At 46.3% G+C, this 12846-nt stretch carries 10 protein-coding genes; 6 read left to right on the forward strand and 4 right to left on the reverse strand.

Translation table 11 applies throughout. The features are described 5' to 3' along the window. Position 1 precedes the first annotated feature (1 nt). Complete coding sequence (locus V7723_RS14160; protein WP_335685138.1) at positions 2 to 973, reverse strand: GlxA family transcriptional regulator; 972 nt, start codon at positions 971 to 973, stop codon at positions 2 to 4. A gap of 148 nt (positions 974 to 1121) precedes the next feature. Continuing rightward, positions 1122 to 2816, reverse strand: a complete 1695-nt coding sequence (locus V7723_RS14165; protein ID WP_335685139.1) for a formate--tetrahydrofolate ligase — start codon at positions 2814 to 2816, stop codon at positions 1122 to 1124. Positions 2817 to 3168: 352 nt separating this feature from the next. On the opposite strand from V7723_RS14165, the gene V7723_RS14170 reads away from it, so the two are divergent. From V7723_RS14170 to V7723_RS14195, 6 genes are all read left to right on the forward strand, one after another. Beyond that, entirely contained in the window at positions 3169 to 4416 is a 1248-nt protein-coding gene (locus V7723_RS14170; protein ID WP_335685140.1) for a sarcosine oxidase subunit beta family protein, read from the forward strand. Between the two features lie 12 nt (positions 4417 to 4428). Beyond that, on the forward strand, positions 4429 to 4728 hold the full coding sequence (locus V7723_RS14175; RefSeq protein WP_335685141.1) for a sarcosine oxidase subunit delta: 300 nt from the start codon (positions 4429 to 4431) through the stop codon (positions 4726 to 4728). Next, positions 4725 to 7742 (forward strand): sarcosine oxidase subunit alpha, encoded by a 3018-nt coding sequence (locus tag V7723_RS14180; RefSeq protein WP_335685142.1) that lies wholly within the window; start codon positions 4725 to 4727, stop codon positions 7740 to 7742. The genes V7723_RS14175 and V7723_RS14180 overlap by 4 nt, the downstream gene beginning before the upstream one ends. Further along, positions 7735 to 8298, forward strand: a complete 564-nt coding sequence (locus V7723_RS14185) for a sarcosine oxidase subunit gamma (RefSeq protein ID WP_335685143.1) — start codon at positions 7735 to 7737, stop codon at positions 8296 to 8298. Before V7723_RS14180 ends, V7723_RS14185 begins: the two co-directional genes overlap by 8 nt. 156 nt (positions 8299 to 8454) lie before the next feature. Beyond that, on the forward strand, positions 8455 to 9237 hold the full coding sequence (gene hisN / locus V7723_RS14190; RefSeq protein WP_443024231.1) for a histidinol-phosphatase: 783 nt from the start codon (positions 8455 to 8457) through the stop codon (positions 9235 to 9237). Between the two features lie 40 nt (positions 9238 to 9277). Beyond that, on the forward strand, positions 9278 to 10645 hold the full coding sequence (locus V7723_RS14195; RefSeq protein ID WP_335685145.1) for a glutamine synthetase family protein: 1368 nt from the start codon (positions 9278 to 9280) through the stop codon (positions 10643 to 10645). A 22-nt stretch (positions 10646 to 10667) separates the two neighbouring features. Here the strand turns inward: V7723_RS14195 and V7723_RS14200 are convergent, their stop codons facing one another. Together V7723_RS14200 and V7723_RS14205 are read right to left on the reverse strand one after the other, a co-directional pair. Beyond that, positions 10668 to 11135: a GNAT family N-acetyltransferase gene (locus V7723_RS14200; protein ID WP_335685146.1), complete on the reverse strand. Its 468-nt coding sequence runs from the start codon at positions 11133 to 11135 to the stop codon at positions 10668 to 10670. Positions 11136 to 11262: 127 nt separating this feature from the next. After that, entirely contained in the window at positions 11263 to 12648 is a 1386-nt protein-coding gene (locus V7723_RS14205) for an aminotransferase family protein (protein WP_335685147.1), read from the reverse strand. Between the last annotated feature and the right edge of the window lie 198 nt (positions 12649 to 12846).

Raw genomic sequence — 12846 nt, forward strand, 5'->3', positions numbered from 1 at the left:
TTTAATGCCGAATACGACGTTCTTCACTTGGTGTCCGTCCGAAATGCTCCCGATGGCATTTAGAAAAATGCGAAGCGGAAACGAAACCACAGGCAAGTGCCACTTCGATGATGGGTAGACTGGTTTGGGTGAGGAGATAGCGGGCTCGATCAAGCCGTAATCCCAGATAATAACGGGTTGGTGAATGTTCCAAATATTTTTGAAATAACCGTTCCAGTTGGCGGGTTGATAAGCCGACCTCTGTCGCGAGATCGCTGCAACTTAACGGTTCTTCGAGATTGTCTTCCATGCAGGCGATAGCACCCAGAAGTTTTGGGTGCGATATGCCTAACCGCGCCCGTAATTCCATGCGTTGACGTTCTGAACTTTCCCGAATCCGATGATATATTAATTGATCTGCAATGGATAAGGACAATTCGTGATTCACATGATTGGAAACAAGGCTCAGCATCATATCCAAAGACGCCGTGCCGCCCGCGCATGTATAGCGATTTCGATCAATTTCAAAGAGCTCTGACGTGATGTCCAGTTCCGGAAACTCTTCGCGAAATCCGGAAAGATTTTCCCAATGTATGGTGCAGCGATGGTCATTTAATAGACCAGCTTTTGCTAAAACATATGTTGCTGTACAAATAGCACCTAGTTCAGAACCATGCGACGCCATCCGACGAAGTGCCGAAATAAGTTGTGGACTCGTATGATTTCGGATGTTTATGCCACTACATGTGAAGACAATGGGTAGGGCGGGCATATCGGATATTTTACCTTGCACCGAGAATTCGATACCGGCGCTGCTTATGGCTGGATTGCCGTCGACGGAATAGCACTCCCAACTATATATTTTTTCATCTGAAAGCTGGTTTGCAAGCCGCAGGGTGTCAACAGCTGAAATAAAGGCAATAGCTGAAAACTCCGGAACGAGGCAGAAGCCGATTCTGAATTTTGCTGGTGTGGCGGCAGAAGGTGTTTCCAAATATATTAGGTCCAAAAAATGAATTAGTGACTATCTTCATCGAACGCTACTTTAGAACGAGAAAAAAACAAACAAAATCTTACATGGTGATCAAAAAAAGAGCAGCTGTTAGAAAGCTGCTCTTTTCAGGAAGGTACTTAGTATCAGATTAGAAAAGACCTATAATTTCGCCTTCGTCATTAATGTCAATTGAATTGGCTGCAGGAATACGGGGAAGACCAGGCATGGTCATAATGTCACCGCAAACGGCGACAACAAACTCCGCGCCACCTGCAACCCGAATTTCTCGGATGGGAACGACATGGTTGCTTGGAGCGCCTTTTAGGTTCGGATCGGTGGAAAAGCTGTATTGAGTTTTTGCAATACATACCGGGTAATGACCAAATCCACCTTCTTGCAGTTCTTGAAACTGATTTCGTACCTTTTGATCTGCAATAATACCTTGCGCGCCATAGAGCGTTTGCGCGACTGTGCGAACTTTATCCCATAAGGGCAGCGCATCATTATATAATGGTGCATAGTTACTGCCGTTTTTATCAATGATCGACGCGACTGCCTGAGCTAGATCTTCTGCTCCGGCACCGCCATTTCCCCAATGATCAGATTCGATCGCATCGACGCCAAGCTCTGCGCATATTTGCCGTACTTGATTGACTTCATCTTCAGTATCAGCAGAAAACTTGTTGATGGCCACAATAACGGGTAAACCAAACTTCTTGAGGTTTTCAACATGACGCGCGAGGTTTTCTCCGCCCTCGGCAACAGCCTTAACATCTTCAGCACCGAGGTCTGCTTTAGCAACGCCTCCGTGCATTTTCAACGCTCTGATGGTGGCCACAACAACGGCGACTTCGGGTTTTAAGCCTGCTTTACGGCATTTAATATCGAGAAACTTTTCAGCGCCCAGATCAGCTCCAAAGCCGGCTTCCGTGACGACATAATCGGCGAGTTTCAAGGCTGTTTTTGTGGCGAGAACGGAATTGCATCCATGAGCAATATTTGCAAACGGTCCGCCATGAATGAATGCTGGGTTGTTTTCCAAGGTTTGAACGAGATTTGGTTGGAAAGCATCTTTCAATAAAACGGTCATAGCGCCGTGTGCATTGATGTCTTTAGCATACACCGGAGTTTTCTCGCGAGTATAACCTACGATAATATTGCCCAAGCGTCGCTTAAGGTCATCGATGTCTATGGCGAGGCAGAAAATAGCCATTACCTCTGAGGCAACCGTAATATCAAAATGGTCTTCCCGGGGAAATCCGTCAGATATACCCCCAAGACTATTGACGATATTTCGAAGGGCACGGTCGTTCATATCAACAACCCGCCTCCAGATTATCCGTCTTTCATCCAAGCCAAGCTGGTTACCCCAATAAATATGATTGTCGACCATGGCAGCAAGCAGATTATTGGCAACGCCGATCGCATGAAAATCACCAGTGAAGTGAAGATTAATATCCGTCATGGGGACGACCTGCGCATATCCTCCGCCTGCTGCACCCCCTTTCATTCCGAAACAAGGGCCGAGTGATGGTTCGCGTAGACAGATCATCGTCTTCTTGCCAATGCGATTAAGCGCATCGCCAAGACCCACAGTCGTCGTGGTTTTTCCTTCGCCAGCCGGAGTTGGTGTCATCGCGGTGACGAGGATCAATTTGCCGTCTGGTTTATCAGCAAGTGTCTTGATGTAATCCAACGAGAGTTTGGCTTTATAATGTCCGTAGGGTTCCAAATTGTCGGAATGAATGCCAAGACTATTTTCAGCGACTTCGGCAATTCTTTTCATCGTGGCAGCTTGCGCGATATCTATATCACTTTTCGGGTTAGCATGTTGATCGGTCATTGCAATATGTCTCTCTGTTAGTGGCGCGGGATTAAATACCAGATCTTCGAAGATTAAGGGCGCAAGTTTGGATGTGCCAAACGCTCTACGGTTTTCACAGTGACGACATGCGTTTTAACCAGCTATTCATGATGCGACATAATTTTCTTCCCAAGCGGTCTAGCTTCGTTGCAAGGCTGTATTTTATTGATCGATTAAATCAGTGATGATTGAGGGCGGGGAGAATGTCGGTTACATCGCAGTAAATGACTATTTCGGACATCTTTCCTTAGTGTTAAGATGTCAAAATCAGCGACAGTCAATGTCGCCTGCGCGACTACTTCAACTCGGGACGGAATAAGGACAATTCCAGGTGAAATATTCCATTTTTTCCATTGCACGAAATGCTTTAACACATCACAAAAATTGGCCGGAACAATGGCGTAGTCCCGAGCCGAAAACGGATTATGATGTGATTATAATTGGCGGTGGGGGCCATGGATTGGCAACAGCTTACTATCTTGCAAAAGAACACGGTATTACCAATGTTGCTGTTTTGGAAAAAGGCTGGCTTGGTGGTGGTAATACCGCGCGTAATACAACGATCGTCCGTTCTAACTATTTATGGGATGAAAGCGCTGCAATTTACGAAAAATCTCTGCAACTTTGGGAAGGCCTTTCTCAGGACATAAATTATAATGTCATGTTGAGTCAACGCGGTGTTCTCAATCTCGCCCACAACCTTGGAGATGTTCGAGAAGGTGTTCGCCGTGTAAATGCTAATCGCCTCAATGGCGTTGATGCGGAGTGGCTTGATGCGGAGGGGGTCAAAGATTTTTGTCCAATTATTAATATTTCGAAAGAGGCCCGCCATCCTGTCTTGGGGGCCACGCTGCAACGTCGAGGCGGGGTCGCGCGCCATGATAGTGTTGCCTGGGGCTACGCTAGGGCCGCAGATGCTCGTGGTGTCGATATAATTCAAAATTGCGAAGTAACGGGCATAACGCGAGAAGGCGGCAAGGTCGTTGGCGTAGAAACCAGCCGCGGATATATTGGCGCGAAGAAAGTTGCGGTTGTCGCAGCAGGCCATAGTTCTGTCGTGGCGAATATGGCGGGGTTGCGCCTTCCTGTTGAAAGCCATCCTTTGCAGGCGTTGGTCTCTGAGCCTATAAAACCTGTTATCGACTGTGTTGTTATGTCCGGGGCGGTTCATGTCTATGTAAGTCAATCCGATAAAGGAGAATTGGTAATGGGCGCCGGTGTGGATAGTTTTAATTCCTACGGTCAGCGTGGCAGTTTCCACGTAATTGAACACCAACTGGGTGCCTGTCTCGAACTATTCCCAATTTTCAGCCGTGTGCGCATGATGCGGACATGGGGCGGCATCGTCGATGTATGTCCTGATGCGTCTCCAATTATTTCCAAGACACCTATCGATGGGTTGTATTTTAATTGCGGGTGGGGCACGGGCGGCTTTAAAGCAACACCAGGCTCCGGATGGGCGTTTGCTCATACTGTCGCAAAGGATGAGCCCCATAAACTCAATGCACCTTTTACTCTCAACCGGTTTGAAACAGGTGCACTAATCGATGAACACGGCGCCGCCGCTGTTGCACATTAAAGGGACGAAATAATGTTGAATATAGATTGCCCCTGGTGCGGTAAACGGCATGAAACGGAGTTTCAGTACGGCGGGGAAGCTCATATCGTGCGCCCGGAAAACCCTGACGCATTGTCGGATAGAGATTGGGCAGAATTTCTGTTCATGCGTAAGAATACCAAAGGTTTGTTTCAAGAAAGATGGTGCCACAGCAATGGATGTCGCCGTTGGTTCAATGTGCTGCGCAATACAGTTAGCCATGAAATTTTGGCTGTTTATAAAATGGGTGATACACCTCCCGATTTACCAGCAAAAGCGGACAAAAGCTCATGAGTTGGCTGAATAGAACCAATGAAGGCGGCCGCATTGACCGGCAAAAGCCCATCCAATTTACTTTCAATGGTGAAAGCTATTCAGGTTTCGAGGGAGATACTTTAGCATCGGCGTTACTGGCGAATGGTGTCCATCTCGTTGGCAGAAGCTTTAAATATCATCGGCCGCGAGGAATTGTAGCCGCGGGATCCGAAGAGCCAAACTCTATGGTGCAGTTGGGGACGGGCGCTACGACAGAACCGAATATCAGAGCAACTCAAATATCATTGTATGAGGGACTTGATGCCAGCAGTGTTAATGTCTGGCCTTCTGTTGATTTTGATGTCAGCGCTGTAAATGGAGTGTTTGCCAAAATCTTTACGGCCGGATTTTATAATAAGACGTTCATGTGGCCACGATCTTTCTGGATGAAATTATATGAACCCGTAATTCGTCGTGCGGCAGGTTGGGGCAAAGCCCCAACGGAGAAAGATCCTGATATTTACGATCATATGCATTGCCATGCGGATGTATTGATTGTCGGCGCAGGCCCGGCGGGCCTCAGCGCGGCATTGGAAGCCGGGCGCGCGGGTGCGCGGGTTGTTCTTGTCGATGAGCAAAGTGAGGTAGGTGGTAGTCTTCTTGGTTTGAAGAGGACGATTAATGGCGAGGAAGCTATAAAGTGGATACAGGCTATTCGGGACGAATTGACGGCGATGCCGGAAGTGACAATCCTGACCAGATCTACTGCTTTCGGCTATTATGATCAAAATTACCTATGTATTCTGCAACAGAAAACAGATCATCTTCCGACGAAAGATCGCATAGGCAAAGTGCGCCAGCGTGTCTGGCATGTTCGAGCAACTGAGGTAGTTCTTGCAACTGGATGTCATGAACGGCCTTTGGTCTTTGCTGATAATGATCGACCCGGTATTATGCTCGCCGGTGCCGTACAGACATACGCTAATCGATATGGTGTGTTGGCTGGAAAAAATATCGCCTTTTTTTGCAATAACGATAGCGCTTATGAGGCGGCATTGGACCTCAAGGCCGCAGGCGCAAAAATAGCAGCAATAATTGATTGCCGGACAGAAGTCGATACCGCGCTTAAAAAACTAGCGGAAGACGCTGGCATCAAGATTTTAGAGGGGTATGCCATAACGGCGACAAAAGGTGGCAAGCGGGTCACGAAAGTCGAGGTCAGACCTATCCAAAAAGGCGCAAAGGTTTACACGTCTTCCCCGACAATGATTGACTGTGATTTGATCGCGATGTCTGGTGGATGGAGCCCAGTGGTTCATTTGTTCAGTCAATCTCAGGGTAAACTTGAATATTTGGAAGAAAAAGCCTGCTTCGTTCCAGGGCAAGCCGTTCAGCAGCAAATGTTCGCCGGTGCCGTTACCGGGAGTTTTTCTTTGCGGGATTGTTTGGATGAGGGGCAGATTTCGGGCCGAAAAGCGGCAAGTAACACCGGCTTCGAGCTGAAAGCCAGTGCTGCCGCGTCGGTCACCGACGAGCCGGAGATCGGAGAAATCGAACCGTTTTGGATTGTTCCGAGTTATCGGCCTGTCGGCGAGGGAATGGTCAAGCATTTTGTTGATTTGCAAAATGACTCAACAGCAGCTGACATAGAATTGGCGACACGTGAAGGCTTTGAATCCATTGAGCATATAAAAAGATATACGCTTACTGGATTTGGAACAGATCAAGGAAAAACTTCTAATATAAATGCTTTAGCTATTCTTTCTGGCATTTTGGATAAACCGATCCCAAAGGTTGGAACAACAACGTTTCGGCCGCCATATACACCCGTCTCGTATGGAGCCCTGGCTGGGCGTAATTTGGGAGCTTGGTCAGATCCTGTTCGGGTTACCAGTATTCATGATTGGCATGTGGATAATGGGGCGGAATTCGAAAATGTCGGTCAATGGAAGCGACCTTGGTATTATCCCAAGCAGGGTGAGGACATGCAAGCGGCATTGAACAGAGAATGCTTAGCAGTGCGGAACTCTGTAGGTGTTCTGGATGCATCGACGCTGGGTAAAATTGATGTGCGGGGACCCGATGCCGCCGAGTTTTTGAACCGTATTTATACCAACGCCTGGCTAAAGCTCGGGATAGGTAAAGTTCGCTATGGCTTGATGTGTCATGAAGACGGAATGGTTTTTGATGATGGTACAACGGGACGTCTTGCAGATGATCGGTTTTTGATGACCACGACGTCCGGCAATGCCGCAATTGTGCTGGATTGGCTAGAAGAATATTTACAAACTGAATGGCCAGATTTGGACGTTTACTGCACATCAGTTACAGAGCAATGGGCGACGGTGTCAATTGCCGGTCCAAAAGCACGTGACTTATTGGCAAAAATTGCTCCTGATATGGATCTTTCTAACGACGCATTTCCCTATATGTCTTTTCAAGAAGGAGAGGTCGCGGGAATTAGTGCTCGAATTTTCCGTATTAGTTTCACCGGTGAATTATCGTATGAAATCAATGTTCCGTGGTATTTTGGTAAAGCAGTATGGGAACAAGTGATGGAGGCCGGCGAAGAGTTTGGGATTACGCCCTATGGAACGGAAAGTATGCATATTCTTCGCGCTGAAAAAGGTTTTATCATCGTGGGCCAGGAAACGGACGGGACAACAACGCCGCAAGATTTGGGAATGGATTGGATTGTTTCTAAGAAAAAACCTGATTTCATTGGCAAAAGATCATTTGCCCGACCGGATACAATTCGCTCCGACCGAAAGCAGTTAGTTGGGTTGTTAACAGAAAACCCATCTGAAGTTCTTCCAGAGGGCGCACAGCTGGTTTTCGAGTCTAACGCTGCCATCCCGATGCCAATGGTTGGTCATGTTACGTCGAGTTATTATAGCGCAAAATTAGGGAGATCGATTGCTTTGGCAGTTGTGAAGGGGGGGCAAAACCGTCATGGCGATACAATATATGCTCCCTTGAAGAGTGGGACTTTAACCGCTGAAATTGTTGATCCGGTTTTTTATGATAAAGCGGGGGAGAGACTGAATGGTTAAGCTGGAAAACAGGATGTCACCTGCAAGTAATCTGAAGGAAGATTTTCCGACCTGTCTACGGGAATTGACCTTCCGCGGGCAACTTAACCTGCGCGGAAACCCAGAAAACAAGAATTTTTTGACATCGACAAAATCTGTTTTGGGATTGGATTTGCCTTTGACTCCGAATACGGTCTCCACCGGATCTGGTATTAAGGCGCTTTGGCTGTCGCCCGATGAATGGCTTGTCGTGGCCGAAGATCAAAAACAGAATGATCTTGTTTGGAAGCTTGAAAAAGCGCTAATCGGTGAACATTCGGCAATAAACGATGTAAGTGCCAACCGAACTATTTTTGAACTTACAGGGGAAAATGCTCATCAGGTGTTGATGAAAAGCTCTGAATTTGATTTTCATCCGCGGGTATTTAGCCCTGATAATTGTGTACAAACACTTATTGCCAAATCTCAAGTTATTGTGGAGCAAACGGGTCCAAATGCATTTCACATTTACGTCCGATGTTCTTTTGGCAGGTATGTCGGTGCCTGGTTGGCAGAAGCATGTCAAGAATTTGTGTGATTTTTGCTGTATAGCTTGGAAATACGCCCACTAATTTGTTGAATATTGTGAAATTTCTTGTGTTTTTGTGGTTTATGGTTCAAAGCACGTCACTAAGTTATTGAGCTAGGTATTGCAAAGCGAGAAGAGCCTTTGGGTAATCCAAATTTTTTAAGAATGCCAGAAATCGAAAATTGGTCCGAAATGGTTGATTTTACAGGGTCTTTGGCAAATGTTGCTGCAGCTTGCACAACGTCCTATTTTCGTCATCCAATAGATATTATGACAAAACAGGACAAATCTCCTGTCACTATTGCTGACCAAGAGACGGAACGCCTTTTACGCGAAATGATATTAAAGAACTATCCTTCTCACGGAATACTTGGCGAAGAACACGGCTCGGAGGGCTTAGACCGGGACGATCTCTGGGTAATTGACCCTATTGATGGGACAAAGAGTTTTATAGCGGGTTTGCCCGTTTACGGAACTCTTATAGCTTATATGCATCTGCAGAGGGTGCGTATTGGTGCTATTTCAATGCCGGCTATGCATGAATTTTGGATTGGCGTGCAAGGGCAAGGTTGCTTTTACAATGGTGAAAAATGCAATGTAAGTGCCTGTACAAAGCTTAGTGACGCTATTCTAATGACTACATCGCCTGATTATTTTACAGGTACGGATAAAGGGCGATTTAGTGAAGTAAGCGAAAAAACGCGGTTACAGCGTTACGGTGGTGATTGCTATATATACGGAATGCTGGCGTCCGGTTGGACAGATATCGTCATTGAACAAGGATTGCAATCCTACGATTACATGGCCCTTGTTCCGGTAATTCAGGAAGCTGGCGGAATTATTACAGATTGGTCCGGTGACTGTTTGAATCTGCATTCTGACGGAAATGTTTTAGCCGCGGCGACGCCTGAATTACATCAACAAGCACTTGATATTTTAAGGCGATAGCTTAGGCTTCCTGTAAGTTATTTTTTCTATCGAGGATATAATGGACGCACGGTTTGTAAAAACGATCACAGATGCCAAGAGTATTGTTGAGGATCGTGGCCTTGAATATGTCAAAGTTGGTGTGTTTGATATCGATGGTGTACTCCGAGGAAAATACCTTAGCAAATCAAAGTTTTTCGGTATCTTGGAAACCGGTTTTGGGTTTTGCGATGTAATTCTTGGCTGGGATGTCAACGATCAGCTATATGACAAAGAAAGCTATACGGGCTGGGCAAATGGATACGCGGACGCAACTGTCGTCCCTGTCATAGACAGCTGTCGCGAATTGCCAATGGAAGATAATATGTTGTTCTTTCTTTTGGAATTTGGTGATAGGGCCGCTCATGTTTGCCCGCGGCAAACTCTGAAGAAAGTTTTGTCCAGAGCATCGGATATGGGATATATCGCGACTGCTGCTTGCGAGTTTGAGTTTTTTCTTTTCGATGAATCACCTATGTCAATTCGTGAAAAAAACTACAATGGGCTTACTAGTTTTACACCAGGAAATTTTGGATATTCGATGCTACGGGCCTCGGTAGAAAACGATTTTTATGAACAATTGCTATCTCTTTGTACGGAAATGGATTTTCCGATAGAAGGATTGCACACGGAAACTGGCCCCGGCGTGTTAGAAGCGGCAATAGCTTATGACGAAGCCTTGCTTGCTGCGGACAAGGGCGCGCTATTCAAAACATTTACGAAAATTTTGGCGCAAAAGAACGGTTTGATGGCAACCTTTATGGCGAAGTGGTCGCCAGATTACCCGGGGCAAAGTGGACATATCCATTTGTCTCTCGCAAAAAAAGATGGATCCTCGGTTTTTCATGAAGAGGGTAAAGATCATAATATGAGTGATGCCATGCGTCACTTTATTGGCGGGCAGCAAAAACTTATGCCTGAACTGTTAGCGATGGTTTCGCCCACGATCAACAGCTATACGCGATTAATTCCAGGTTTTTGGGCACCGACGGAAGCGAGTTGGGGCGTTGACAATCGAACTTGTGCGTTAAGAGCCATCCCGGGATCAAAGCATGCGCAACGGGTTGAGTACCGCATTTCGGCTGCGGATATAAATCCACATATCGCCATAGCTGCTGCGTTGGGATCCGGTTTGTGGGGTATCGAAAATAAGATTGAGCCTACTGACCCAATAGTTGGAAACGCCTATACTCAAGAATTTCCGAAGGAACTCGCCTTACCACAAACATTATGGGATGCAGCACAAGCTTTGAAAAGTTCCGTCGCGGCGCGCGATTTATTTGGTAATGCCTTTGTGGATCACTATGTGGTCACTCGGGAATGGGAAGAACGGGAATTTCGCAAAGCTATTACCAGTTGGGAAATGGAACGCTATTTCGAAATTATTTGAAGATTATATTTTTCGCCGAAAATTAAAAAGTCTTCATAAAAAGCGGAAGTTCTCGCGTCTCTTCAACTTCGGATCGGCACCATCCAATTTGCTTGGCACCCATTCTTTTATAGAAGTCCGTAGCATTTGGATCGGCCTCAATCCGCATTGCATTGAAACCAAGTAAAATGGCTTTCTTCACGGCAGAATTGAATAGTAGGCGGCCAAAACCTTTGCCCATGGCCAACGGCGAAATATACAGTAGTTGTAGTTCAGCATAGTCTTCTTCTTCGGACAAAAAATAGAAGCCGGCGAATGCATTATCTCCCCTTATCGAGCCGCTGTGCAATCTTTCGATCATTTCGTCCGTAATTGTAAGCGCGGTTTTACATGATTGGATAAAATCTTCTGAATAGCCCCAAAAAGCTTTTGAATCCAAAGCGAGGATTGTCAGTTCGTCGCCATCGCCAAGGTTAACCGGCAGGATTTCAGGAGAATTTGAATTTTGCATAGTCGCTCAAATATAGCTGATTTAGGAAAATAAACTCTATTCAAAAATTTCAGAAATAGACAGACTTAAAATAAAAATGACCACAGGAGAAAACTCCTGTGGCCAATGCTGTCCTACGACAATATTTTTAGGCGACGACGCGTGTCAAAGCACCGTCAATCGCTTCCACGACCTCATCCAGATCATTTTTTGTACTGATAAGGGCAGGGCTGAGACACAAGGTATTGTTCATGCCATGAAGTGACCGGTTGGTCATTCCGATGATAACGGCGCTCTTCGCAAAACAATCAGCCACAACGGCTTGTGCTATACTTTCATGTACTGGCGTTTTGCTTTCTCGATCTGAGACCAGTTCTGCCCCGCAGAATAAACCCTTACCTCGGACGTCGCCAACAATTTGATGTTTGGCTTTCAATCCATGTAATTTGTCCATCAGATATTCGCCCATTGCGACAGTGTTATCTAGGAGATTTTCGTCTTCAAGAATACGCATGTTTTCCAGAGCCGCAGCTGGGCCCGCGGTACATCCACCAAACGTTGAAATGTCACGGAAATAGCTCATTGGATCGTCAGGATCGGCTTTAAATTCGTTGAAGACCGCCTCTGTTGTTACAGTACATGATATAGCAGCGTAACCTGAAGCAACGCCTTTTGCCATCGTGACAATGTCGGGTTTGACGTCGTAATGCTGATACCCGAACCAAGTACCCGTGCGGCCCATACCACAAACAACTTCATCAATAATAAGAAGGATATCGTATTTAGCGCAAATTTCCTGGACGCGATCCCAATAGCCCTTAGGCGGTTCTATAACGCCACCACCTGCCGTAATGGGTTCAAGGATCAATCCACCTACGGTATCTGCACCCTCACGTAAAATTACATCCTCAATCGCATTCGCGGCTTTGATCCCGTAGTCTTCAATATCTCCCCACTGAGAACGATATTCCAGGCAATGAGGCACTTCAACGAAACCAGGTGTGAAGGGACCATACTGGTCACGACGTTCACCCTGACCACATGAGGAAAGAGCTGTGATCGTTGTGCCATGATAATCGCGGTCACGATACAGGATTTTAGATTTCTTGCCGCCATGCTTGTTGTGGGAAATCTGACGAACAATTTTATATGCTTTCTCGTTGGCTTCCGAGCCGGAGTTTGAATAGTAAACGCGACTCAAACCAGGCATTTTGCCAATCAATTGGTTGGCGAAGGTTGCGCCGGGAATTGAACCGGCTGAGCCAGCAAAATAATTCATTTTAACCAGTTGATCGCGCACAGCATCTGCAATGGTTTCGCGGCCATAGCCGACATTTACGGTCCATACACCGCCCGACACAGCATCTAGATGCTCGCGCCCGGCTTGGTTCCAGACCCGCATGCCTTTACCTTCAATAATGATAAGAGGATCCTGCGTTTCATACTTCTTGTGCTGGCTTAGATGGTGCCAAATGAATTCGCGGTCATTTTCGACAATTTCGCTATAGTCGTTGACTGATTGTGTTAGATCCATTGCTATATCCTAATCCTGTGGCAGTTTCATGTTGATCGCTACTGCAGTTGCATTTCCGGTTATCGTGTTCTCTGGATGTCGCGTCAGAGACCGCATAGCCAACTAATATGGAGTGGACGCATTACAAATGTTGCACTGATAGTACAACTCAATGCCGGTAATATCTTCTAATCTATAATCGTAATATTTTGATCGAAG

Origin of the sequence: Sneathiella sp., from assembly GCF_036960985.1 — a bacterium.
Classification (GTDB): Bacteria; Pseudomonadota; Alphaproteobacteria; order Sneathiellales; family Sneathiellaceae; genus Sneathiella.